This is a genomic window from Pseudomonas sp. 37 R 15, from assembly GCF_900004865.1.
Lineage (GTDB): Bacteria > Pseudomonadota > Gammaproteobacteria > Pseudomonadales > Pseudomonadaceae > Aquipseudomonas > Aquipseudomonas fluorescens_AM.
Map to the genome: position 1 here is coordinate 38,615 of NZ_CVTV01000033.1, position 23,179 is coordinate 61,793.

Genomic DNA, 23,179 nt, shown 5'->3' on the forward strand with positions numbered 1-23,179 from the left:
AGGAAGCAATTGTGGCCACGGATACGCTTTTACATTATTCCGTCGACACGCCCCCAGGATTCGCCAGCAAAGCCATCTCGATCCCTCATATGCGCATGATCATTGCCGCTACCGGATCGGCCCTGCTTTTCAGTCGATGGATCGGCCTTGTGAATAACCAAGGTTTTGCCCTCGATGTAGATGCGGTCGATGCTCATGCCCCCCAGGAGCTTCAGGCCCTCTGGAGAGAACTGGAATCGCCATGTCCCCGCCCTCCAAGACCAAACTGCAACGATCTATCACTTCGGGATTTCCGACGATTCTGGAAAAATCCATGGATTCGCTTACCGTTCTGTGTCGGATTTCAAATCCGAGCGTTTAGATTATGGGCTTGGCGTAAAGCCAGAGCTTATAGGCATGGCGGGAATAGACTGGAATTCGTTCCCTGCGTGTGCGCCCGAAATCATGCGTGCACAGTCGCGACAGGAGGACCAAAAGCCCAGGGATCGCGTTTACATTGGTGGCACGACCGAGGTCACTCATCTAACGAAAGACGGATTTTCGATCTATTCGCTGGGCAGCTTGGACTGAGCTTCGTTATGCCTGAGGATCAGGCGCGTTCTGTCATGCCACGGGCCGCCGAAAACGATGATCTCGGACGGCCTGCCGTACAGGTGGTGCAGTAGGAATGGGCCGGGCCCAAAGGCGCCTGATTCTTCACCTGGTAAAGTCGGGTCGGTGCCCAGGTAAATCCCGGCGTGGTTCGGGTGAACCGTCCGCCCTACGTGCATGACGATCAGATCGCCGCGCTGCGGCCGGTCGACTCGCACAAAGCCGGCCGCGTCGTAATGTTGCTCGTACAGGCTCGCGTTCTCAGCACTCTCCCACCAGCCGTCGGTGCGCTGGAAGGCTTCGAACTCAAGCCCCCATTCACGCTGGTACCAGTCAGCGCAGACCTGCCAGCAATCCCATGCACCATGCACGAATGGCCGCTTGAGCAGCGGCGTGCTGCCCGTTGGAGTGATCGTGCGCATATCGCCCTCGGGCCACGACAAAATGTGCCAGGGCAGCGCTGTGGCCTCGCACATGGCCAGGTCATGCGGTGACGGCCTGCTGGTGGCGTCCGGGTGGGAGTGAACGATGCCGATCACTTCACCCAAGTCTTCAGCCGCAGCATAATCCTCAGGATCAAGCCGAAACTCTTCGTTCGGATCCGTGGCGATGTTCCGGCACGGAAAGTACTTCTGCGCGCGGCCGACGGCCAGCAACAGGCCGCAGCATTCGCGCGGATACTCAGCTGCCGCATGCGCCTGGACCGCCGCAATGATGTGCTTGCGCATGGTCAGCTCCGGGCAATCAGGGAAACGGCGGGGAATCCACCGAAGGACAGTTCGTTGTTTTCGCCGAAGCGCAACTTGCAGGACGACAGGCAGCCCTTGCACTGATCCTTGGCCGGATCGTCTGTCGGGTTATCCTCGTCGTCGAACATGGCCGCGCCGGTATAGCCACAGTCCGGCCCCCGGTAACCGTTGGTCATGGCCCAGTGGCAGAACGTCGTCATCTGCCGTCCGGGAAGACCGTGGTTATCGATCTCGCCCGGTGAAGACAACTCCCAGACCACAGCCTCGCCGTCCTCGCTGGTTTTTTGGTCGATATACCAAATTTCCAGCGCTTCTTGTGTCGGGTCAGCAGTCGGGTTGCCATCGGGGAAGTTGGCCGCATCCAGGTACTGGGCCAGGGTCTCGCGAACCGTCAGCTTGAACTTCAGCATGTCCTCGAAAGCCAAGCACAACGCCGTGACGCGCCCATTGACGTTGCCGGCGGCGAACGTCGGTCGGGAGGCGGTACCGTCGCTGCTCGAGGAAATACCCTCAATCTGCACCGGCCAGGCCGCGTACTCTTCGCCCTGCCAGATAATCGACTTGGCGGGCAAGTCGTGCTCAGAATGCTCGTAGGCCAGCAGCTCCTCCGCCGTGTGCGGGATAGCGTGACCGTGGAAGCGCAGGTAATCCGCGCCGTATTCGGTACCGTCAATTTCGAACAGGCGAATCTCGCCGCCGGGCTCCAGTTTCTGGATGTCCGTGATCAGTGCCATGGGCATTTATCTCAGGGATGAAAGGTTTGCTGGAAGGTGGCGGTGATGGCGTAGACCTGGCCGCCGCGGTGAATCGGCTTGTAGCCGTTGCACTTGTAGAGGCCAAGCTCGCCAAGGGGCGGCTCCCACAGGAAGCCCTTCGCACCCTTGTGCCGGTCGAGGAATGCCATGATTTCCTTGATTCGCGGTTTCAGACCGGTAAAGGTGACGGGCCAGGACTGCGATCGATTGTTCACGCCATCCTCGACCGACTGCTCGTAGCCATCGCCGAACTGCTTGGATCGGACGCGCTGGGCAATATCGCCCTCCGCGCCCTTCTCCGTTGCCCAGGTGAATCGTTCGATTGCCATCAGCGCCCCTTGATTGCTTTGTTGATGACGCCGCCTTGGCGCATGTCCTTCGAGCGCAGCTCTTGATACTTCTGCTCTACGAAGGTCGCCAGCTCTTTGCCAAACAGGTCGTAGCCTGGTGCGTCAGCAGTAGACGACGCGTTACCGTCACCATCGATGTGCACTTCTACATTGATCTGCGTTGCGCCAGACCCACCACCGCCCATAGCCATAACGCCAAGCTTGCCGCTCGACGTACGGGTCAGAGGCATAATCGCCTCTGCCCCCGCCTCGCCCATGACGCCTGTTTTGCCTCCGGCCATGCCGAATGCCGTGGGCTTGCTGACAACTGAATTGGTGAAGGCACCGCCGTCGGCGAACATTTGGACGCCGCTCGTCCATGCGCCACCTTTGGCCTGGGTGACTCCGGACCAGCCTGCCAGCACTTCAGGGCTGTAGCCTGCTGCAGTTGAGCCGGCAGAAGTTGGTGCAGCGCCGCCGCCGAAATACGCGCCCGCTGCCGAAACGCCAAGCCCTACAAGAGAGCCGAGCAATCCCGACGCCGCTTGACGGGTGGCGATGCGCGCCATATCGGCCAGGATCGATTTGGCGAAGTCCGAGAACGACGCTTTACCGGTCATGGCGAAGTTGACGATCGAATCCTCCATGGAGCTGAAAGCGTTGCCGAACAGGCTCTTCGTCTGGCCTGCAATGTCCTTTGCCGAGTCCAAGTAGTTTTCCCAGGCAGCCGTAGCGCCCTTGGTCCAATCACCCTGCGCACTCTCCACATCCACGTAGTTCTGCCGGATCTGGTCAGTGGCGGCCTTGTTCGCGTCGGCGAGCGCCTGAGACTTCCGCTTGAACTCTCCCTCCGACATTTTGCGCGACGGATCGGACTTTTGGTTCGCAAGCTCCAGCGTCTGCTGAGCAAACCGATCTTGCTGGCTGTTCAGTTCGCCGCTGAGAGCGTTTTGCCGGTCGCCACGGCCCACGCCAAGCACTGCGCGCTGGCCTGCCAGCTCCAAGGCCCGCTGCTGCTGCCCCAGCGCTTGCACGTATGTGCTGATCGAACGCTCCTGCTTGGCAAGGCGGCCGGTCTCGTTGGTCGCCAACACCTCAAGCTGGCTGTCGGCATCCTTCTGCGCCTTGACCATTGCCTGTCTGGCGTCGGCGATCCATTGATCGATCTGGATGCTCTGGGCGGCGGTCGTGGACTTCTTGGCCTTGGTGGCCTCCAGGGCGCTGATCTCGGCACTGTAGGCGGCCGCCACGTCCACGCTTTCCTGCTTGATCAGCGCTGCGCTGCGCGTGGCGTAGTCGCCCTGCGATACCAGCCCGGACTTCTGTGCCGCCTCCAGTTCTTTCTGGGCGTTTTTGTAGTCGTTTACGATGTCGGCCAGGTTGTTTTTGGCGCTATTGAATGCGGTCAGATCGACCTGGGTGCTGGCGGTTTTTGGATCTTTGAACTTTTCGCGAGTCTGTTTTTCTAGAGCCGCTTCCTCAGCAGGAGTGAACGTGTAGCCTGCCTGTCGCGCGGAAGCGATACGCCTTTGATTTTCCTCGAGTGCCTTGGTCAGTTTCGTTGACTTTGAGGCGGTGGCGTCGAGGTTGTTTTGCAGTGTTTCATAGGCCTTCGTACCCGCTTGGATATCCTGGTCCTGGAACATTTTCCGGCGTGCTTCTGCCTGATCATCCACTTCCTTCTGCAGGAAGGATGTTATGTCGCCTTGGGCGCCCGACTCGCCGCCACTGAGCATCATCATGTCAGGGTTGTCACCCAGGACCATGGGGTTCGATTTGGCGTTGCGTAGCGTGTTCAGTCGGTCAGCGAGCTTTTCAAACTTCTGGTCAAATGTATCCTCGCGCCCGATATCGAGCACTGCGTCCCAGGCTCCCTTGGCAGCCCCCTTAACTGCGTTCCAAGCGCTTTCTACTGTGCCCAAGTTGCTGGTGATGGTGTCGGCGCGCTGAATCAGAGCATCGGCGTAGGAACTCTCTGCCAACTGCTGAGCACCAAGGGTGTCACCTTGCTCTTGCAAGGCCCGAATCTGGGTGTACACGGCGGCCGTGAGGAAGTTGTACTTGTCATTGAGCGCAACGACTGCCTTTACCGGGTCATCCGCCAACTTCACGAACTCACTGACGGTTTCAGACGCCGCTTTGCCGGTAGCCTTCTCGAACGACAGGGCTGCAACCGCTATTTGCTCGAAGCTGCTGCTTACGATCTTGCCGGATCCCGCCAACTGCGCAAGAACTTCGGCTGCCGCGCCAGTGGTACCAACGGTGTCGCCAACTTGCCTTGCCATTGCCCCAAGGGCCGAGGATGTCGTACCAGCATAATTGCCGGTGAGGATCAGCGATTTGTTGTAACTGTCTTGTTCCTCGCTGCCCCTGTAATAGGCATATGCAAGGCCGCCCACAGCAGCGGTGGCCAACGCCAGCGGGGCCAGGATGGCGAGCAGACCGGCCGCACCAGCGCCAGCACCGGCGCCCAACTGAGCGACGGCGCGAACGCCGCTACCCCAGTCGCCCGACGACAGCGCGTTACCCAACTGCACGACGTTTTCCTGCGCCTGGCGGGTGCCTAGACGAAGTTTGTCGAAACCGGTGGCGGTCTTTTCGAGCTTTCCGTAATCCTTGTCGATCTTGCTCAGGGCGCTGTTGTACTGGTCCTGGCTGATCCGGCCCTCGTCGAGGTGCTTGCCCAACTGCTCGACTTGGTTGTCCAGCTTTGCCAGCGCCGCGCGGGCCGGGTCAATGGCTCCCAGCAGGCTGTTCAGCGCCTTCTGCTCGTCCATAGCGGACTTGGCCAGCGCCACCTGCTGCTTGTCGAGCTGCGCGGATATCTTCGCCGCTTCGGCCTCGCCGTAGGCGCCGGTCTTGGTCAGCTTGGCGAGCGCGTCGCGCTGCTTTGCCAGGTCCTGGGTAGTTTTGGCGCTGGTGGACAGCGACTTTTCCAGCGCCTGCATTTCATTCATCAGCGAAACGGCGGACTGCTCGGCCCGGCCGCCGGCCTTCGCCATCTCATCCAGGCTCGTTTTAGCCTGGATTGCATCGGCCGAGTCGATCTTGACGCCGAGTTCTGCAATGTTCATCGACTCACCTTGAATAAGTGCCCGTGGTCACGGGCTGTTTTCCCTTTCCTCCGCCATAACGCGCAGGGCTTCGCCTTCCAGAACCTGAAGGTCAGGGAAGATTTCAGCGAGTTTCTTTTTCTTGATGCCGAGGAAACCGGCCACGTCGCGGATGCAGCTGTAGTCGAGACCGATCGCGCCGCCTGCGCCTGCTCGCCACTGGGTGGACATGCGGTTGAACAGGAGGAAGGCCGGCCAGTTGCATGGCCAGACCTCCACTTCTTCAACCAGATCGCCAGGGGCAAGGCCGAACATGCCGATAATTGCGTCGGGCACGCTTGGCGAGTACATGGCGCGGGCAGCGTCGGTCAGTTTCCCAGGCGGGCCTGACTGTATGCACCCTCGTGAGCCTTGACGACAGCCTCGGCAGCGCCCTGGCAGGACTTCACGAATGCGACGATGTTGTCGTCGTTGTATTCGTCATCGAAGCCCCAGCCAACCACCAAGTCCTTGATCTGCTGAGTTTGCTGCTCAGTATCCACAGCAACAATTTCCGACCATGACGGCTTATCGCCCAGCGCAGCCTGTGCCTTCTTGCGCTTGTCGTTCCATTCATCGAAAAGAGCGGCAAGCTCGGCTCGATCCCGGTACTTGAAGGTGAACTCGATTTTCTCGGGCTCACCCCCTACGATCGGGATCGACACGAGGGTCTTGAACGTCGGGTTCTGGGCAATTCTGATCTTTGCCATGGATTAAGCCACCGAAGTCAGGTAACGGGTTGGCTCGCCCTGCAGCGCCAGGTTCACAGTCCGGGTCAGCAGGTTGCTACGGGACACGGTCGGCTGGTTGGAGAACGAGGTGAAAGCGCCGTAGAAAAGCGTGTCGTTGCCAGGCAGGTTCAAGCGCGCAGCCTGAATGGTCTGACTGGCATCCGCTGCGCGCAGAATGGCGTTGAATGCTTGGGCCGGGTCATCCGCGATGGTCAGCGCCAGGCTCGCGGCAGCCTTGTCAGTCGGTATCTGGCGTCCCTGCTTGTCTTCCAGAAACGCCACATCGAGATAATTCTGGGTTCCGCCAGCGAAATTGACGTCGGTGATTTGTGGAATTTGCACCCAGGTCAGCACCTTCTTGAGCGAGCCGATGCCGGAGCCTGCCGGGTAAACCTGCAGGTCGTTGGTGTCGATACCTTCGAGTGTGATTGCAGTAGCTGTCGCAGCTTTGACGCGCACAACGCGATTCCCCAGGCGGGTCCACCCGGAGGTGACAATCACGATGTCGCCAGCCGACAGGGTGCCGCCTGTGACTGTAGCCACGGCTTCTGCCGCATTGCTCAGCGCCGAAAACGGGATATCAGGGCCATAAGTGGCACCGTGCTGAAAGGTGCCGCCGTCGGGAATTTTGTAGCCCATGGGTATTTCCTCTTTGCAGATGTGAAAAAACCCGCTCGATGGCGGGTCTTAGGGTTTGCCCAATGGGCGGGATCAGTTGGTGTCGGCCCGGTACAAGAACGAGACCGGGACGGTGTAGGTCGAATCGCCGGTGATGCCTGGCCCCGGGTCAACTGGCGACATGGTCACCACGGTGACCGCACCCTTCGTGTCCCGCGCGTAAATAGGAAACAGGTCGGTCAGTTCTGCTGCGATTGGATTCGTCTTGGTCTTGCCGGTGCCGGCCGGCGCGATGATGCTCACCTGGAACACTCCCTTGAACAGCCGGTGATCTCCGCCGAGCGTGTTACTGGCGGTATCCCCGGGAATGGTGAAGGCTCGTAGGTAGGTCTCGCCGTCTGCCGGCGCGTAGGCCGTGTTCTCGAACACGATCTTGAGCTTGTCCGCCCTGCCAGCGCTCCAAGCGATCAGCTTGGCCTCGTAGATCGAGGTGATGATTGCGTGACTCATACCTGGTTGTTCCTGATGGCCTCCAGCACGATTTGCTGAAAGCGAGCCACGGTTACCCGGACCATGCCGCCGGGGGCCTGGGTGGAATGGCCAAACTCCAGCGGGATCGCGTAGGGCAAGTTGTTGATGATGTAGGCCATCTGGCCGGCGGTGAAGTCGCTCATTGCGGCCACCAGCGCTGCAGTGGTTTCGGCGCCGCTCGGGTCTACATCGTCAAAGGTGACATTCTCGACCACGCCGAGCGAGATGTGCCAGTTCGCACGGAACCGGCCGCCGACGTAGCCTTCGGGCGCCTTGATGTCCATGCCGTCATTGAGCTTGCGGCCCTTCTTGAGCCTGCCACCCTTCGTGAGGTTGTCCGGGTCACTGCGCAGCGCGCTGTTGTGGTCGTCGACGGCCTTGTTGTACTGGGTCGCCACTGCGTTCACCGCCCAAATCTCCGGGTTACCCACGGGAGACATGCGGATCAGGCTGCTGCCGACCTCGATGATGATCTCGCGCACACTGGCGTCGATGGCTTCACTGGTCTGCGCGGCGAACTCAGCCAGGCTCAGGGCGAAGCTGCCAGATTGTCCGGCACCTGCCCGGCTCACGATCGCACCTGCAGCTCATACAAGATCGGCGTGCCGGCCGGGTTAATCTCTTTCAGCGGCGGCACGATTAACCAGTTTCGGCCCTGGGCGACCACCCTGTCGAGCAGACCCGGCACCCAGGTCAAACCCTGCGCGGCGATCTTGAGCTTCTTGTCGCCCTGCCTGATGAGGCTGTTGTTCTGGAATTCGAGGCCGGTGAAGTCGAGCAGGATGCCCTGGGCGGTTTGCTCGACTGGTGCCCCCGGCGCTTGCCCGCCCGTCTCTGGGTCATACTCGCCCGGCTCCGTCTTGCTGATGGTCACGGGCTGGCCGAACTCTGTGATCATCTCCAGAGCCATCACGGCCATTTCGTCGTAGAAGGTGGCCATGGTGGTCTCCGTTGCTGCTATGCGCGGATTGCGAACAGCCCGCGCTTTTGTAGGTAGTCGGCGAACTGCGTTGCGCTCGGCCGATCAGGTGCCGCCGGCAACAGCCGGTTGCTGGTGGACGGGATAGCCGCATATTGCCGCGTCACCGCGCCCTCAACACGATCCAGCAGCACAGCGCCCTTGCGCTTCTCCACCGGGTCGATGTCGTCCTGATGGATCTCGGCAGCCAGGGCCATCTGGCCGTACTGGATGCGCGCCGGGAGGTAGTTGTTCGGCTTGATCTCGTGATCCAGCAGTATTTCCCGGCGCGGCCAGGATAAAGCCTGCTCGCTATTCGACTTGCGGCCCTTCCAGGTCATGCCATCCATCACCAAGGCGGCCCGGCGAAGCAACGCCTCTTGCGCCGGAGCGCCCGCAGGGATGACCGCGCCGAATTTCACGGCATACAGGGCCAGATCCTCGGCGCTCGCATAGCTTTCGGCGTCAGGCTTGCCAGTGCCGTCCTCGATGATGAGCATGATTACTCCTTGACTTCGTTCAGGCGATCAGCCTCGGCCTTCGCTTCATCGGCAGTGCCGACGAACTCGCCGAATCGTACACCGTCGCGGGTGATGATGATCCACTGGTCGTTCGATTCCAGCTTCGGAATATAGACCGGCTCGTCTTCGGTGCCGTCCTTGATGGTGCCGTTGGTGCTACCGGTCAGCACTTTGTTGCCCGTCCTCTCTTTCCCGGCAGGTACCTTGTCCTTGGCAGTCCTTGCCTTGCCAGCAGCGGAGGTAACCGGAGTTTTGCGGGTCTGTACCTCCACCTCGATCTCGGCGGCATCGTAGGCGGCCTTGATCTCAGGGTAATCGCCCACGATAACGACCTTGGTCACGCCACGCTCCACCGCGCGGAATAGATCGGGATTGCGGTAGCGCTTGTTCGGGTCGAAGTCACCCAGCTGGTTGCTATAAACGAGTTCCATGATTCTCTCCATGGCGGCCATTGCTGGCCGCGTCTTGTGGTAGGTATCAGCCGGCGGCAGGCGGCGTGGTGGTCAGGGTGATCATCACGCCAGCAGTGACCTTGTTGCTGTCCGAGTGCTTGACCCAGTTGGCGGCCGAACCAACAGCGGCCAGGGTTGGGTTGGCACCGCCAGTGGTTTCCTTCCAGCTGTAGCCCAGCACGTCGATGTTTACGGTGCCTTCTGCGCGGTAGCCGATGCCGAGGTTCTCTTCATCGTTCACCTCGTAGGACCGGAAGCCTGGCGCCTGCGACTCGGTGATCACAACGGCATTCGGCAGCAGGCCGAAAATCACGTCAGCCGGTGCGGTGTCGGTCACCAGCACTGGCTTGCCCAGCGTGCCAGGCAGACCGCCGTAGATGACTACGCCGGCTTCCTCGTAGACCTTGTTCGCGATCGCCTCGTCCACGATGTCGAAATAGGCCGACGAGTGCATGACCCACAGGGCAATGCGGCCGAACTTGTCGCCAAATTTGCGCATGCCGCGGGTCAGGGTCTTCTTGCCGTCGGTTTCGATGTTGGCCGAGACAACCATGCCAGCGTTGGAGCCGATCGCGGCACGCAGAGCTGCGGTGGCGTAGTGGATGAAGCCTTCCAGGGTAGCGTCAGCCACATCAACGCCGATGATCTGGGAGAACTCATCTACCGGGCGGCCGCGACGCTTGAACGCTTCTTCGGTGGTCTGGTATGGGCCGTATTTCCACGGTGCCTTCACACCTACAGCTTCGCCGGCGCCGATCTTCTTCGAAACCACTTTGGCTTCGGAGTTGACGTCGCGGTGATCCAGGCCGCCGCCGAGTTTGTAGAAAGCGCGCTTGCGGAAATCGCCTTCGATCATTTCGTTGTCGAGGACGATGGCGCCGTTGGAGGATGCGTTGAACACATCCAGGTTGTCCTGGACGCGCTCCAGGTATGCGGTTTGCGCCTCATCGTTGTAGATGATCAGGTCGCTGTTGACGGTTGTCGCCATGGGTGTTTCCCCTTACTTGGGCAATTGCAGATATGCGGTTTGGCCGTGCTTGCGCTGGTAGTCGCGCTTTTGCTCGGAGGTCATTTCGGAGCGCTTGAATGCAGCCTGGCCGCCACCCCCGCCCGGGGCTTGTGTCCCTGAAGCCCTTGGCCACAGGTGAGGTGCGCTTTCACGCAGGGATTCCGCCCATTCGAGCGGGGTCAGAGGGGTCTTGCCGTCTTTGCCGAGGATGGTCTGGCCATTCTCGTCAACAGCAACCGCTTCGCCCTCTTCGTTCAGTGAGAACACGCCTTTGGCGCGCAAGATGATGTCGTCGGTTGCTTCCGGCAATGCGCCGGCTTTCAGTGCTGCACTGCGTACCGAGTCGCCCAAGACTTTGCCCTGGAACTTCGCGGCGAAGGCTTCAGCCTTCTCAGCGCGACCGGCGAGCGTCTTCAGTTGCTTGTCGTGCTCGCCACGCAGACGCTCGGTGCGCTTATTGAACACCTCGTCCACCTTACCCTCGGTCAGCAGCTTGGTTTCTTCATCCTGCCCGGCGCGGCTGAGCAGGCCTTTGACGGCGTCAATATCGATGCCTTCAAACTGGGTTTCGAACTGGGTCAGCTTGCCGGAGGTTTCCTTCAGCTTGCCCAGAAGCTCCGAGTTCTTGATTTTGAGACCAGATACAGATGCTTCAACGGCAGTCGCGATAGCGGCCTTGATTGCCGGGTTTTCCAGGTCGATTTCGTTTTCTTCTGCCACGTTGATGCACCCCTTGGGTTTGTTCGCCCGCTTTGCAGGCAATAAAAAACCGCCCGGAGGCGGCTGATTGAATTTGTTCGGTTAGATCCCTGCTCGCTCGAAGGCCAGCGGCTCCAGCCCCTTCATCTGCACCAGGGTCAGCGGCGCAAAGTTGCGATCAAGCTGCAGCTCAGTGAAGCGCTCGACGGTCAGCCCGCCCTCCCGGAACAGCTTTGCCCGCACGGGACCTATGGCGACATCCTGGAACGAGGCTGGCTGCTGCTGGAGCCAGTGGTAGTAATCGAGATCAGCACTTACCTGCTGCCCGCCGTCAGCACCCACTGAAGCCCGCGTAGCTCCTTTGGCGAACATGGCGCTGATTTTGGTGAGCAAAACGAACGTCGTACGGCAGTTCGGGTGAAACGGAGGCCTTGGCCCGGAATCCACTGGAAACTTACGCTTGTCCATTGAGCGGCACTGCTGGCTGGTCTTGCTATCCAGCGTGGCGACCATCTGGATCTCTTCCACGATATCCGTGTTGGCCTTGGCCACCTCCATCCGCGCCTGGGACGACACATGCTGAATGGCGGTGTGAACGACCGTGCTGGCATTGCGGTTGGTGGTGGCCAGGATGCCGTCTTTGTATCCTGCCGCCTTGGTACCGCGAATGTTGCGGATGATCTGGAAGTTCGTCTGCCCTTCGAAGAAGCCCTGCCGGATGGTGCCGGTAACCCGTTCACGCTCTGCACCGGTCCAACCCTTGATGAAGGCCTTCAGCAGCTTCCCGCCGCCTGTGCCGCGCACACTGAGCGGATTCGTCAGCACTGCCGAACGGATCGCAGCAGCCGTTGGTGCTACCACATCGAGCGACACGCCAACCGGCGCCGACCTGGCAATGTTGGTCGCCTCAAATTCGGCCTCGTAGTTGGCGATGTCCACCAGGTCCAGGTTCAGTTGCACGCTGTAGCGGTCGAAGATGCCCAGCAGTAGGCTATCCACCTCCTTCAGCAGCGCTTCCAGGCGCTTGACGTTGTACTCGGTCAGGTCCGACTGGGTGAGCCGATCCCGGATCGATCGATCAATCTCCTTGAGGAAAGGGGCGAACTTACCGACCTCCCCTGCCTTCAGCTTCTCGAGAAAGACCGCGTGCCGGATCGTGGCATCAAGTACTGCCGGATTTACCGCCATTTGGTTTTTCCTCGTCGTCCAGGCCCAGACCGTCGCCCTGCTCTTCCAGTTCGCCGTCGATTTGTTGGTCGGTACGCTCTGGTGCGATCAGCCCAAGCTTGCGCAGATATGCTCGAAGGTCAGCTTTCGCGAAGCCTCCGTTCTGCCACAAGCCCACCAAGGCCGTGATCATCTGCGGATCAGCCGTCAGTTCGACGAACTCTTGATTCACTTGGTAGGCGACCTTCTTGTCAGCGATTCCCACGTAGGCGCAGCACCACATGATCGCCCGGGTGTATGCCTCGCTGACGTTCGCCACGCAGCCGGCAAGCACCGAAGTGGACGCCGATTGGTCGCCGCGGGCCTCGGTCGCCGTCTTGGACGACAGAGATGCAACCACCATCCGGGCGCCCAGTTCGATCATCATCTGGTTCTTGTCGGCCATCGCCTCTTTGACCAGCGTGTTGGGCAAGGGCTGCGCGTAACCGAATTGGCCGCCGGCCGGCAGCATCATTGGCGCCCTGGAGCCGACATAGACGCCGTTTTTCTCCATCCAGTCGCGCCACTGCTCGTCCAAGCCAGAGATCCACGGCTGAGCCTGGCCACACCAGAAGACGCTATCTTCGTAATCGGCACTGTTCCGGTAATGGCCCAGGTTGATCATCGCGATGTCGTATAGCGGTGACTCGTCGATACTTGGGTCGTTGTTCTGCGCCCCGACGAAGGTGAACGGTATCTCCTTGAGGCGACCGGTTACGCCTTCGGGCTTGAACTCGTCAATGACTGCCAGTGGCCCGCCGCCTTTCGGACCGGACCGGCGCCAAACACGGCACACAAAGCCATCGTCCTCCAACGCAAGTTCCCGGTACTGCTCAGCTGTCTTGTAGCCGAACCCTTCCGGGATCTCCGGCGACTCGCGCAGCACCACCAGCGTCAACACGCTATGGCCGTTCACCATACCCGTACGCCAATTGATGATGTCCTCGGCGCAGTACGACAGGATCACCGAGTGCCCGCCGATGCCCTCGTCTTGGTGATAGTCGACGTACAGGCCGTGGCGGCCAGCCTCAAGCACCTTCTCAAGCGTGCCTTGTGAATGCTGGTAAATGCTCACCCCGGAGCCGTTGGCATTGTCCTGCAGGTATTCCAGCTTTTTAGGGACCGTCAGCGTCGGATCCTTGTGGAAGGCCAGGCCTAGCAGCCCGTTTCGAGTGTGCCCGGTGGCGTTCTTGAACACCGCCCGCTCGCGGTAAGCCCGGTTCCGGTCTTCGTTCTCCGGCGACTTGTCGTGCGCGTTGATGTACGGGAGCCGATCGACAACCCGGTGCTGGCCCGCGCAGACGTCGCGAACGGTCGCCCAGCGGTCCAGCACTGCCGTGTATTCCGCTCGCTTGAAGGAGACGTCGTTGCTCATCGGGCGTATCCCATTTTGATAGCGGTGACCGGTTTGATGATCGGGTACTCGCGGTGGATGAAGTAGCCGCCGGCGTCGTTCGCGTGATCGATGCCGGCGGTTTTATCTGGCTCCCCGTTCGCGCCCCACACCTGCTGCTCCAGGCCATCGGCATAGGTTGGGCAGGTGAATGGGTTGACCAGGTAGCGGCGCTCGCCCTGCGCATTGCAGAAGACGGCGTTCATTGCGTTGATACGGTCCTTCACCGGCGGGTTAGCCGCTGGGGCGATGACCGTGAACCCGGCCTGCTTGAGCATGGCGAGGTCGGTGATGCTGGCGTTCACGGACTTGCGTGAGTCACCCGAGGCGTCAGGGTAAATCCTGATTTCGCAGGTCTTTTTGAAGTCGTTGCCGTCGTGCTGCCAGTACCGCTCTTTGATGCGGCGGATCATGTCGGGCGTGTCGTAGCCGTCGATCAATTCATCCACGGCCCTGGGCAAGCCCTGGTCGCGTTTGACGTGGGTTATCGCTGCCATCTTGCCAACGTTGAAGTCCATGCCGATAAACAGGGGCTCGCCAGGCTGCACAGTGTCGAAGCACTGATTGTTCTTGCGGTCGTACGAGTGATAAATCGAACCGGACGTCAGGTTGACGAACTGGCCGTTGAGATAGGCCAGGATCAACTGCGGCGGGTACGACTCCATCAGCGACTGGATGTAGTCAGGTGGCAGGTTCAATTCGTTGTCGAACGTGCTGGCCTGCACCAGGCCATACATATCACCAAGAGAAGGCTTGTCGCGCACCTGCTTCAGGAATTGCTGATAGACGAACTTGTAGCCCTCAGGCGTCGTCGTTACGTCCACGCCGTTGCGCAAGCCTGGGGCGTTGTAGCGCATCCGGGCGATGATCTTTCGCCAGGCCTGCTGCGCCTTGACCAAGCTCATCACGTCGAGCTCATCGACCAGCGCGTGACCAATCTTGAAACCGACGATTGTCTGAGGCTTCTCCATGGATCGGCATATCACGGTGCCGCGGTATTGCCGGCCACTGTAGACGTGCACCTCATGGTTCGACTGATTGATCTCAGTTCGAAGCCCCCAGTCGTGCGCAACTTCCTCCATTGTCGGGTAGAAGATGTCGCGGATCTGGGCGTATGTCGGAGCGAAGTAGCCGGCATTGATGCGCGGCCACTCCCAAAAGTGTTTCCCAAGCGCCGAGCAACCTACCCAGGTCTTGCCAGAGCCAAACCCGGCCACGAAGGCGCGGAACTTGTGAGGCAGCGCCAGGAACTGGGCTTGAGGTACGTTAAGGCTCGGCATTCGGGCGTCTCGCGTCAGTCACCACTACTTCGATGCGCTGAGGCAATGGCCCTTCGTCTTCAGGGTCGAGTTTCTTGATCATGTCGGCGCGCTTGGACTCAAGGTCACCAATACGGCCCAGCAGGCGGTTGATGATGTCCTCATAGCCCTGGCGTCGACGCTGCGTTGTCATTGATGGACGGCCTGGCTCTTTCGGCTCTTGGCCCTCTTCAACCGGTTCGGTCGCCTGGGTGTGGATGCTCTCCATATCCAGAACAAGCCCGTCACCCGCTTCAGCCTTGGCTTGGGCCATCAGCGCCCGACGCAACTGGAGCTTGGCGATCTTGATGTCGTCGTCGAGCGTCCCGATGCCGATGTCATCCCAGAGGCCATGCTCATCAGCGGTCAGAGTGTCCGAATAGATTCCGTGCTTGCGGGCGTGCTGATTGCCTTTGTTGGCCTTGGTGGCAGCCCCGCCGTGTAGCTTGCAGCGAGAGGAACCCGGAACAGCATGTCGCTTGCATGGTTCCCCGTTGCTGCGCTTCTTTGCGCCGCATAGGGCCATGGCTAAGCCTCATTCATGGGGTGTTTCGCGAATGAATGGTCATTCAACGTCGTTCGAACGTCATTCAATGGTTATTCGATAGTCTTGATGCTCGCGGTTCGGATCATCCCGCCGGTGCCGGTATCGCGCTTGGCCGCCATCTGAACCGCCTGGTACGCAGTGGCGCCCATATCCATGGCGGTGATCGCGTGATCTGCACCTGAGCCGATTGCGTAAATCGCGCTAGCCGGGATTGGACTCTTCCAGAAACCATCCTCAACTCCGGCACCCACGCACCAAAGGCCCTCTCCATCAGCGACGATTGCAGAGGCATCGACTTCCCTGGTAACGGCTGCGCCAAAGAAGGCGTCCTGCAACGCCGTGTAATCACAGGTCTTGCCGCACATGAAAAACTTGACGCCTTTCACCTCGTGGCACTTTTCGTAGTCGTCATAGGTGACAGTGCTGCCACAAGTGATCTGGGAGTCATAGGCGATCATGCCGTCTTTGTAGGCGATGGTCGTCATCTGCATCCCTCGTGATTGCGCGCCACGATTTGGCGCATTCGAAAACGTGGCGAGGATCGGTCATTTAATTTATGACCGTTCGTCGCTGGGGCTAATCTTGCGAGGATGTTCGCCGACACTCTTGTACTAACTACAGAAGCGCAGGGACCAAAAGTGCATACGCAACAAATCAAAAAAGAGCTACTCCAAGCATCTGAACACTTCATCAAGCTGGCGAATGTATTCTTGACCCTGAAAAATTCTGTTTTAGCTGAACACCCAGCCGTAACAGCTGAGCTTGAAGGTCTATCCAATGCTATGAAAGCGCTCAGCAAACAAATTGGCTTGCTCAACAACTTGTCTAGGAAGACCAATTCTGACCAGATACGCACGCGGCCAGCACTCAAATTGGTAAAGCGATAGCCTGAACGAACCTTGAAAAGGACTATTTGCTCCGGCGCTCAACATCACGGGGCGCCTTGTCACAGTGCAAGCAGTGCTCGCAGTTCAACGTCCGGCACAGCCAGGCCTTCACCGTCCTCCAGTACATGACCATGAACATGTGGCGCACCCCGGCCATGCAGAGAGCAAAGTGGAATGTCAGGCCAGCAGTGGTCGGCCCGAAGAAGATGTTCTGGCTGCGGGTCATTACTACGAAGCCGCTGATGGCGATGGCCGAATAGATCAGCTTCCCGAGGATTCCGTCTCTCACCTTACCGCTCAGTACGCACCAGGCAGCCCAAAGCGCGATAAGGCCGCAGGCGATGGAGTTGATCAGTTCAAGATTCATGGTGGATTGCCTCCCCCGAACCGCTGGCGGATAAGCGCCCAGAGGTCAGCGGCTTTGATGGCTCGGTTGATTGCTGCCAGGAGCGAGCCGCCGAACGTGCCCAGCAAGAAACCGATGCCGGCGACGATCTTGGGCTCAGTGACATTCAGGTAGGCACTGACCATGCTCGTCAGGTACAGCGAGCAGGCCACCCCAGTGACCAAGAACACCATCCAAGCGCGCCAGTCTGACAAGTCGTCCTTGTGCCACCAGCTAGCAACGACAGCCCCAATGAGGCCCGCAATCAACAATTCGAACCTGTCGATCTTGTCGAGCAGGCGCTGTAGATACTCCATGCGCTCTACTCCGTGGGGCATGTTTGGGAATTGAATCGGCTCACACAGCACTCCCAGCTCGGAGCAATGGGTGTGGTGGAGCCGAAAACGAAAAAGCCCCGCACGATGGCGAGGCTTTGTTGGCTTTCGAGTAAGTTGCCGAAGGCAAAACTCTAACAGTGGCGAAATCATGCCACGAGCCGCACGGGAACGCAATAGTCCCTCAAGCGGCCTCGCGCATTTCGTAAATTACCGCTGCCACAGGGCTGAGTGCGCGCCGGTCCAGATCCTCGCAGCACTCGAAGATCAGCTGCAGCACACCACCCCAATCCCGCTCCCAGTTGCACGACTCCAAGCGAACTTCATAGACCTGCCACATCCATGCCCGGAACTTCTCGGCGTTGGCCAGCGGATCTTCGTTCGACGACTGCCCACCCTGGTGCATGTGCTGGTACCGGCGCATCACCCCCTTCACCACGAACTCCAATTTCTCGCGTTTTGCCGCCGTCATGCGCGGAGACCGGTTTTGCACCAGCAGGAACACGACCTCTTCCGCCGCCTCGCGGATGTCGTCGCTCTGCTCGGCGGCGTACATGAAGTCACCGAAGACGCGGATCTGCGGGTGTAGTCGGGCGATTGCCGACTGGATATGCCCAGCCAACGCCCCGTGCACCGCGTGGTTTGCCGTTGGCCCGCGCTCGGTGTTCTGCACCACCACGCCCAGCTGCACCACGTCAGAGGTTTGGCCGGGGGACGGGTTGTATTTGCAGTCATGCCAAGCCTGGCGCGCTGAGTTGATCTTCATGCTGCCTGCCCCTTTTTCAGTTCTCTGGCCATTGCCCGGTATTTGGCCTTAATGGCCTTGATCTCATCCACGGTGTACTTGCAGGGCGGGTGCAGGCCTTCCAGCCAAGCGACCTTCTCGGCGCCGATGCGCAGCACCAGGCGAATGCGGTACTCCACGGCGTTGCCGGAAAGGTTGCGGTTGCACTTCACGCACTGCCGGTGGATGTTCAGCGGCTCGAAGCGCAGCTCTGGGCAGGCGCCCACGGATCGGTAATGACCTGCGTCCCAGCGGCTGCCGGTCATGAGGTCGCTGTCGTTTGGCGTCGAGTCGCAGCTGATGCACGGCAGGTGAGCGTCACGCAGGCGCACGTACTCGTTCACCGCCGCCTGGGCTTCGCGCAGGTGATCCGCCCTGCTCTTCAGCTTCTCCTTGCGGACCTTGATGTCCTTGCGCTCGATGTCGGCCAGCGCCTTGCGGGCCTTCGGCTCATGCCTGGGCGCGTCGATCATTGCGCAGGCCGGGCTGCACACCGCCTGCCCCATTCGCGCAGGTACGAATAATGCCCTGCACGTAGCAATGCGGCACTTCTTCGGCCTGGGCGGCTTCCGCTCAATGGTCATACAGCCTCCTTGGCTTTCTGCTGCTCATGGGTGAAGTCGCCGCGCAAAGGCATCAGCCATGATTCGCGGCAAGCACCAACAGATACGCTCTCCAATCGCCCTGTCGAGACCCTTGGCACGATGAGGGATGCCTCCCCGCCTGGCGTTTCAACAACCCATGTCGGATGCAGCCTTGGCCCATATGCCTGACCATTCACGATGGGAACGCCGCCAACTGGCACAAATTCAACCAGCCGTACCGTTTTGCCAATGTTCTCTGCGCAGGACGAACCTACGATCAGCGCCAGGTCGCCAGGTTTTAAGTTATGGTTCATGCGGCCTCCCACTGTTCTGGCATCTGGCCCTTGGGCTCACTCCAGGTCACGCCCTTGTCAGCACCGAACGCATACATGCACTCGATCACGTCGCCCAGCTCGGCCACGGTCATGCGCTTGGTGCTTTCGCCAAGCATGACCACGCCGCCGTTGATGCCCTGTGCCATGCGGATCTCCTGCCTAGCAGCAGCAGTGATCAGTGCCTTCCAGTCCTCGCTGTCGAGCTTCTGCATGACGCCATTGACCGGCCATTCAACCTGTCGAGAGATGTCGCCCAGCATTGCCCAGAGCTTGGCGTTCTGCTCCAAGGTGCGGCGGGACTTCACCGGGCGGACGATGATCTCTACTGCGCCACTGACGGACAGCTCGGTAGCGAACAGATAGGCCAGTCGCAGGACTTCACGGACGCGCGACGGACCAGCCGACCAGAAGTGGCGAGGCTTGTGGATGACGTTGGTCATGGCTTGGCCCTCAACTGGCGATAGGCATAAGCCAAACCCCAAACCACAGGAGCCGTGATCGGCATGGTGATAGCAATCAGGTTAATCGCCACATCAGCAATAGATCGAGCTAGGTCTGTTAAGGCGCCAGGCCATCCCTTCAGGGCGCGCCGATAGGTTTCGCTGAATGACCGCATGTTCAACTGCTTCAGAGTCTTCATGACCGCTCTCCCTTGCCCATGGCAGCATCGAGTAGTGCGTCCAAGTCTTCTCCGGTCATCCCGGTTGCGTGCGGGCCGATCCACTCCACTACTTCGATATAGCCGCTGCGCGCCTGGCGGAGCCATTCGTAACGGGCTGCATCCTTGCGCAGAGCTTCCAAAAATTCGGTGAGGTCGGCTTGCAAGGGAGCACCTGATGCAATGACGAGGCTTCCTACTAATGCAGTCAGTCGCCCCGCATCAGCCTTCAGCTCAGCATTCACCCGCTCGTAGGCTTCGTAGCCGGTCTTGAGGCCGGCGAGTTGGGCGCGGAAATGGTCGCGCTCGGCCAGCAGGTTTGTCGCGGCCTCGACCGTACCGCCGTTATGCTCCAGCAGGATCAGTTGCTTGCATTCCGTGTTCAGCCGATCGTTCTCGGCGATCAGGGCCAGGATCTGCTCGGGGATGCACCCGACGAAAAACGCTTTCGTTGCTGCGACGAGCTCATGCTGAAACTCACAATTTTCATACTGGGCTGCCTCGGCCAGCCGCTTCAGTTCGGTGTAGTCGGTCATGTCCGTTTCTCCGCGCCGCACACCGGCTCGCGCTTGATGTTCATTTTCGCCAACAGCAGCTCGCGGGCGGCAGCACCACTGGCGGGGATCGACTGAAGCGCTAACAGACGCGCCTGGCGCTGGCTGGCGTATTCCTCTGCCAACTCCAGCTCGGTCTTCTGGCTGTCGTGCCCAATGCCTATGGCGATGTCTTCCAGCGGCTTGCCCTGCATCAGCAGGCGGATCGTGATGTCATAGGCCCTGTCGAACACCTTGCTGGCCTTTTCCGGGATCAGATCCCCCAGGTTGTGCATCTCACACTGAAGCGCGGCGTGGCGCACGGCCTGGTGCGACCAGACGCGATTGCCGAACCGGCTTGGATGGGCGTTCACCAACGCTTCGCGGAAAGCCTTGTCGTGACTTGGGATCCCCAACATCTCCGGCGTCGGCATGCACATGGCGATGAACTCACCAACGCTTGGCGCGAACGGGCGGCCCAGAGTCCGGCACCGCTCAATACCGAAGCGGATTTGCTCAATCGTGTTGATCTCCGCGACGATGAACGCCTTGATCCAGCTGCGCTTGGCAGCACCCAGGGCGGCGTCATCCGGCCAGGCCTGTTTCCACGCTGGGAATACGGCCATCAGCTCAATGAACAAGGCGTTCACCACCTTGGCGGTGCCAGGCGGCAGCGTCTTCGGGATTACCGGCAAAGCCGGCGGCTGGTACTCGGCAATAGCGGCAGGCAAGTCCGAGATTGCACCGGCAGATTTCATCAGCTGTGCAGCGCTGCGGGGCGGTTTTGGCTTGCTGCTCATAGCGCACCGCCGAGGTCTTCAGCCCAACTCAAGTCATTGACGTCAGGGCCGTTGGCTTGGCGACGAGGCGCAAACGGGTGAACGTTGCTAGGTACTTCAGGGATCTCGTCTTCCCAGCGCTTGCCGTTCAGCCAGGTCGACGGGTGCGGGATGAACTGGCCCTTCTCCTTGAGCCAATCGGGCGTCAGCACCTGCTTGCCCAGCGCCTTCACCATCAGTTCTAACAGCTCCGGGGTGACCTTCAGCTTGGCCCAGGCCTTCTCCGCCTTGTCCTTCCCGACCTTGCGCGGATAGAGCTTCCAGAACTTTGGGAAAAGGTCTTCCACCACCACCGGAGCAGGCGACGGAGGAAGGGAATCAGGAATCAGGAATCCGGAATCAGAAGAGAGGGAATCAGCCGGGAAAGAACTGTTCTTGTCTGGTGCTTGCATCGTGCCTGCACCAACCTTTACCGGGCAAGGCTCTGGCTCGGGCATTTCAGGGATGGTGCTCTTGGCTTCCTTGAGGTGCGGGTTCTGGTGTTTCGCCCAGTTCACGATTTGGATGGCGTTGAATGATCCAACGGTGTACCGGGTGATGAATCCCAAATGATCCAGGTCAGCGAGCATCTTTTCGATGTCCACATTGTCGGCCGGGAACAGGGCCATTTTCAGGCGGCGCGGGCGATCCTCAAGACGCCCCTCACGGTCAGCCTCGGTCCACATGCCGATGAATAGCAAGCGGGTGGCAAAATCCACCTCTGCCAGGTGTTCGTTCGAGAAGAACCCTGGCTTGATATTTCTGGAACGAGCCATCACGCGGCCCCCTTGAATGCTTTGTCGTGGGTGAACAGGCCGTCCCAGGTCTTCTTCATGGGCAGCTCGCCGGCCAGGTACAGGTCGTACAGGCGTGCAGCACCCTTCTTCAGCAGGACGGGCGTGTAGGAGATGAACGGTTCTTTGCCGTGCGGGGTGACTTCGACCTGGTGCTCGGTCATGTACTTGTCGCGGGCGTACGAGCCAACACGGTGGCGGGTGCCGGACTTGCTCTCGTTGTAGAGCCAGCTACGCCCTTCTAGGTAATTGCCCACCTGCATGACGTTGACCCCATTGAGGCCCTTGCAGAACTGGGTGTGGGTCATCCCTTCCTTGAACAGGTTCTCCAGCGAGTGGATCTTCGTGGCCTGCTGCTCGACCTGGGCGGTGAGCATCAAGCGGGCCTTTTCAGACTCCATGGCGATCTGCAGGATTTGGATGGTGGAGAGCTCGGGCGCCTCCAGTGCATTGATCTTGGCGACTACGCTGCGGCGAACTGCCTTCGACTCGCGCATGGATACCAATAGGCACTGGTCCTTCGTCAGCATCAGCCCTTCGGAGGCCGGCCCGCGCTGATTCCTTACTACGAAAGTTTCGTAGTATTCGCCGTCGAGCTCATCCCGGCACCGCGCGGTGAAATCATTTCTGCGAACTTCACTTTCGCCGAACTGAGCGCGGGCTGAATTGACTAGGTCGAGCAGGTCAAAGCTGCTCATCTTTTCGCGCGCCACGTTTTCAGCAATCGAAAAACGTGGCGCGGAATCGATTGGGGTATTGATCGTTTCTGTTTGATGGTGCATGATTTGCTCCACAACGTGTTGAAGAGAGCCGGGTCACTACCCCGGCTTTTTTTTGCCTTGAATTTGGCAGAGGCCCTCTGGATTACCCTTAAGAGTCCCTGCCAGAGGCCCTCATTGGGGTAACCAACTGAAGGACCTTCGCCTTCTTCCTGCCGACTTCTGAAAGCGCCCCACTTGCGATTGATGTTTCCATCATTGCGTTGATGGCCTGGGCAAAACTCCACCCGTTCTGGCGCATCAACCCCTCCACTGCTAGCCGCGTTTTAGGCGGCAACTTTTCAAGCTCAATGCTCATTCGGGCCTCCAAAAGGCCTCTAGCCCGCGATATCTTCTTGTTTGTCCTGCATGAGCTCTTCGATGACACCGTTGGAAACTGCCCACTCGATGATTTCGTAGAGATACGTGGCGTGCTGCATACGGGTCTTGCTTGCGGCCTTGCGCAGAATCCGATCAAGCACTGGTTCGAAACGAACCTTCACCGGAATGGCGCGCTTTTGATTGGGGTCCATGTACATGCTTCTGTTCTCCTGGCTGATGAATGGGTTAAGCGGCTGATTTTTTTGGGTGCGCCTCGGCAAGCAGCCAGGCGGGTTCGAACGGCTTGCCATTGGCGGCAGCCAGTTCTGCAATCTTCTTGGCGTATTGGGTTTCGCCGGTGTACTCGGTGCGCGGCAAGGCGTCGGCAACAAGCCATTTGTAGATAGCGCGCGGAGTCTTCCCGCAGGCCAACGCCACGGACGGAACACCACCAGCATCATCAATCGATTTCTTGAGCGGCCGCATAAGGCCTCCGAGTCAAATATGA

At 59.7% G+C, this 23,179-nt stretch carries 35 protein-coding genes; 1 reads left to right on the plus strand and 34 read right to left on the minus strand.

Annotated features, from left to right (window positions below):
• Positions 1-29: 29 nt before the first annotated feature.
• From BFQ04_RS29650 to BFQ04_RS10950, 20 genes are all read right to left on the minus strand, one after another.
• Positions 30-197, minus strand: a complete 168-nt coding sequence (locus tag BFQ04_RS29650; protein ID WP_175413276.1) for a hypothetical protein — start codon at positions 195-197, stop codon at positions 30-32.
• Between the two features lie 348 nt (positions 198-545).
• Positions 546-1,319, minus strand: a complete 774-nt coding sequence (locus BFQ04_RS10860) for a C40 family peptidase (RefSeq protein ID WP_065950814.1) — start codon at positions 1,317-1,319, stop codon at positions 546-548.
• Between the two features lie 2 nt (positions 1,320-1,321).
• The gene (locus BFQ04_RS10865; protein WP_065950815.1) at positions 1,322-2,074 is read right to left on the minus strand and encodes a phage minor tail protein L; all 753 of its coding nucleotides are present in this window, start codon (positions 2,072-2,074) and stop codon (positions 1,322-1,324) included.
• 11 nt (positions 2,075-2,085) lie between these two features.
• Positions 2,086-2,424 carry a phage tail protein gene (locus tag BFQ04_RS10870; protein ID WP_065950816.1) on the minus strand — a complete coding sequence of 113 codons (339 nt, stop codon included), beginning with the start codon at positions 2,422-2,424 and terminating at the stop codon, positions 2,086-2,088.
• Positions 2,424-5,498 (minus strand): phage tail tape measure protein, encoded by a 3,075-nt coding sequence (locus BFQ04_RS10875; RefSeq protein WP_065950817.1) that lies wholly within the window; start codon positions 5,496-5,498, stop codon positions 2,424-2,426. Before BFQ04_RS10875 ends, BFQ04_RS10870 begins: the two co-directional genes overlap by 1 nt.
• Before the next feature lie 27 nt (positions 5,499-5,525).
• Positions 5,526-5,828 carry a DUF1799 domain-containing protein gene (locus BFQ04_RS10880; RefSeq protein WP_012724063.1) on the minus strand — a complete coding sequence of 101 codons (303 nt, stop codon included), beginning with the start codon at positions 5,826-5,828 and terminating at the stop codon, positions 5,526-5,528.
• 17 nt (positions 5,829-5,845) lie between these two features.
• Complete coding sequence (locus tag BFQ04_RS10885; protein ID WP_065950818.1) at positions 5,846-6,226, minus strand: phage tail assembly chaperone; 381 nt, start codon at positions 6,224-6,226, stop codon at positions 5,846-5,848.
• A 3-nt stretch (positions 6,227-6,229) separates the two neighbouring features.
• Entirely contained in the window at positions 6,230-6,886 is a 657-nt protein-coding gene (locus BFQ04_RS10890; protein ID WP_065950819.1) for a phage tail protein, read from the minus strand.
• A gap of 72 nt (positions 6,887-6,958) precedes the next feature.
• Entirely contained in the window at positions 6,959-7,375 is a 417-nt protein-coding gene (locus BFQ04_RS10895) for a phage tail terminator-like protein (RefSeq protein WP_065950820.1), read from the minus strand.
• Positions 7,372-7,968, minus strand: a complete 597-nt coding sequence (locus tag BFQ04_RS10900; RefSeq protein WP_065950821.1) for a hypothetical protein — start codon at positions 7,966-7,968, stop codon at positions 7,372-7,374. The genes BFQ04_RS10895 and BFQ04_RS10900 overlap by 4 nt, the downstream gene beginning before the upstream one ends.
• Complete coding sequence (locus tag BFQ04_RS10905; protein WP_065950822.1) at positions 7,965-8,336, minus strand: hypothetical protein; 372 nt, start codon at positions 8,334-8,336, stop codon at positions 7,965-7,967. Before BFQ04_RS10905 ends, BFQ04_RS10900 begins: the two co-directional genes overlap by 4 nt.
• Before the next feature lie 17 nt (positions 8,337-8,353).
• Positions 8,354-8,857 (minus strand): DnaT-like ssDNA-binding protein, encoded by a 504-nt coding sequence (locus BFQ04_RS10910; RefSeq protein ID WP_065950823.1) that lies wholly within the window; start codon positions 8,855-8,857, stop codon positions 8,354-8,356.
• Complete coding sequence (locus BFQ04_RS10915) at positions 8,857-9,306, minus strand: CTP synthase (RefSeq protein WP_256544576.1); 450 nt, start codon at positions 9,304-9,306, stop codon at positions 8,857-8,859. Before BFQ04_RS10915 ends, BFQ04_RS10910 begins: the two co-directional genes overlap by 1 nt.
• Before the next feature lie 46 nt (positions 9,307-9,352).
• Positions 9,353-10,315, minus strand: coding sequence for a major capsid protein (locus BFQ04_RS10920; RefSeq protein ID WP_065950825.1), 963 nt, complete (start codon positions 10,313-10,315; stop codon positions 9,353-9,355).
• Between the two features lie 12 nt (positions 10,316-10,327).
• Positions 10,328-11,056 carry a hypothetical protein gene (locus BFQ04_RS10925; protein ID WP_065950826.1) on the minus strand — a complete coding sequence of 243 codons (729 nt, stop codon included), beginning with the start codon at positions 11,054-11,056 and terminating at the stop codon, positions 10,328-10,330.
• Between the two features lie 81 nt (positions 11,057-11,137).
• On the minus strand, positions 11,138-12,223 hold the full coding sequence (locus BFQ04_RS10930; RefSeq protein WP_065950827.1) for a minor capsid protein: 1,086 nt from the start codon (positions 12,221-12,223) through the stop codon (positions 11,138-11,140).
• On the minus strand, positions 12,198-13,616 hold the full coding sequence (locus BFQ04_RS10935) for a DUF4055 domain-containing protein (protein WP_065950828.1): 1,419 nt from the start codon (positions 13,614-13,616) through the stop codon (positions 12,198-12,200). The genes BFQ04_RS10930 and BFQ04_RS10935 overlap by 26 nt, the downstream gene beginning before the upstream one ends.
• Complete coding sequence (locus tag BFQ04_RS10940) at positions 13,613-14,914, minus strand: terminase large subunit domain-containing protein (protein WP_065950829.1); 1,302 nt, start codon at positions 14,912-14,914, stop codon at positions 13,613-13,615. The genes BFQ04_RS10935 and BFQ04_RS10940 overlap by 4 nt, the downstream gene beginning before the upstream one ends.
• On the minus strand, positions 14,901-15,458 hold the full coding sequence (locus BFQ04_RS10945; protein WP_065950830.1) for an HGGxSTG domain-containing protein: 558 nt from the start codon (positions 15,456-15,458) through the stop codon (positions 14,901-14,903). The genes BFQ04_RS10940 and BFQ04_RS10945 overlap by 14 nt, the downstream gene beginning before the upstream one ends.
• Positions 15,459-15,529: 71 nt before the next feature.
• Entirely contained in the window at positions 15,530-15,964 is a 435-nt protein-coding gene (locus BFQ04_RS10950) for a proteasome subunit beta (protein WP_065950831.1), read from the minus strand.
• Positions 15,965-16,117: 153 nt separating this feature from the next.
• Between BFQ04_RS10950 and BFQ04_RS10955 the strand changes: the two genes are divergently transcribed.
• Positions 16,118-16,366 (plus strand): hypothetical protein, encoded by a 249-nt coding sequence (locus tag BFQ04_RS10955; protein ID WP_139111917.1) that lies wholly within the window; start codon positions 16,118-16,120, stop codon positions 16,364-16,366.
• 22 nt (positions 16,367-16,388) lie between these two features.
• Here BFQ04_RS10955 and BFQ04_RS10960 read toward each other — a convergent pair whose 3' ends face one another.
• The 14 genes from BFQ04_RS10960 to BFQ04_RS11020 form a co-directional block, all read right to left on the minus strand.
• A complete protein-coding gene (locus BFQ04_RS10960) occupies positions 16,389-16,733 on the minus strand; it encodes a hypothetical protein (RefSeq protein WP_065950833.1) in 345 nt (114 codons plus the stop codon).
• Positions 16,730-17,068: a hypothetical protein gene (locus BFQ04_RS10965; RefSeq protein WP_003175039.1), complete on the minus strand. Its 339-nt coding sequence runs from the start codon at positions 17,066-17,068 to the stop codon at positions 16,730-16,732. Before BFQ04_RS10965 ends, BFQ04_RS10960 begins: the two co-directional genes overlap by 4 nt.
• 202 nt (positions 17,069-17,270) lie before the next feature.
• On the minus strand, positions 17,271-17,852 hold the full coding sequence (locus tag BFQ04_RS10970) for a hypothetical protein (RefSeq protein WP_065950834.1): 582 nt from the start codon (positions 17,850-17,852) through the stop codon (positions 17,271-17,273).
• The gene (locus BFQ04_RS10975; protein ID WP_065950835.1) at positions 17,849-18,454 is read right to left on the minus strand and encodes a recombination protein NinG; all 606 of its coding nucleotides are present in this window, start codon (positions 18,452-18,454) and stop codon (positions 17,849-17,851) included. Before BFQ04_RS10975 ends, BFQ04_RS10970 begins: the two co-directional genes overlap by 4 nt.
• Positions 18,451-18,768, minus strand: coding sequence for a hypothetical protein (locus tag BFQ04_RS29250; protein ID WP_139111918.1), 318 nt, complete (start codon positions 18,766-18,768; stop codon positions 18,451-18,453). Before BFQ04_RS29250 ends, BFQ04_RS10975 begins: the two co-directional genes overlap by 4 nt.
• Positions 18,765-19,229 (minus strand): recombination protein NinB, encoded by a 465-nt coding sequence (locus BFQ04_RS10980; RefSeq protein ID WP_065950836.1) that lies wholly within the window; start codon positions 19,227-19,229, stop codon positions 18,765-18,767. Before BFQ04_RS10980 ends, BFQ04_RS29250 begins: the two co-directional genes overlap by 4 nt.
• The gene (locus BFQ04_RS10985; protein WP_065950837.1) at positions 19,226-19,429 is read right to left on the minus strand and encodes a hypothetical protein; all 204 of its coding nucleotides are present in this window, start codon (positions 19,427-19,429) and stop codon (positions 19,226-19,228) included. The genes BFQ04_RS10980 and BFQ04_RS10985 overlap by 4 nt, the downstream gene beginning before the upstream one ends.
• Positions 19,426-19,983 carry a hypothetical protein gene (locus BFQ04_RS10990; protein ID WP_065950838.1) on the minus strand — a complete coding sequence of 186 codons (558 nt, stop codon included), beginning with the start codon at positions 19,981-19,983 and terminating at the stop codon, positions 19,426-19,428. The genes BFQ04_RS10985 and BFQ04_RS10990 overlap by 4 nt, the downstream gene beginning before the upstream one ends.
• A complete protein-coding gene (locus BFQ04_RS10995) occupies positions 19,980-20,780 on the minus strand; it encodes a replication protein P (protein WP_065950839.1) in 801 nt (266 codons plus the stop codon). The genes BFQ04_RS10990 and BFQ04_RS10995 overlap by 4 nt, the downstream gene beginning before the upstream one ends.
• Positions 20,777-21,574 (minus strand): hypothetical protein, encoded by a 798-nt coding sequence (locus tag BFQ04_RS11000; protein WP_065950840.1) that lies wholly within the window; start codon positions 21,572-21,574, stop codon positions 20,777-20,779. The genes BFQ04_RS10995 and BFQ04_RS11000 overlap by 4 nt, the downstream gene beginning before the upstream one ends.
• Entirely contained in the window at positions 21,574-22,374 is an 801-nt protein-coding gene (locus BFQ04_RS11005) for a hypothetical protein (RefSeq protein WP_065950841.1), read from the minus strand. The genes BFQ04_RS11000 and BFQ04_RS11005 overlap by 1 nt, the downstream gene beginning before the upstream one ends.
• An 88-nt stretch (positions 22,375-22,462) precedes the next feature.
• On the minus strand, positions 22,463-22,669 hold the full coding sequence (locus BFQ04_RS11010; RefSeq protein WP_065950842.1) for a hypothetical protein: 207 nt from the start codon (positions 22,667-22,669) through the stop codon (positions 22,463-22,465).
• Positions 22,670-22,688: 19 nt separating this feature from the next.
• The gene (locus tag BFQ04_RS11015) at positions 22,689-22,889 is read right to left on the minus strand and encodes a hypothetical protein (protein WP_034120602.1); all 201 of its coding nucleotides are present in this window, start codon (positions 22,887-22,889) and stop codon (positions 22,689-22,691) included.
• A gap of 28 nt (positions 22,890-22,917) precedes the next feature.
• Positions 22,918-23,157, minus strand: a complete 240-nt coding sequence (locus tag BFQ04_RS11020) for a hypothetical protein (RefSeq protein ID WP_065950843.1) — start codon at positions 23,155-23,157, stop codon at positions 22,918-22,920.
• Between the last annotated feature and the right edge of the window lie 22 nt (positions 23,158-23,179).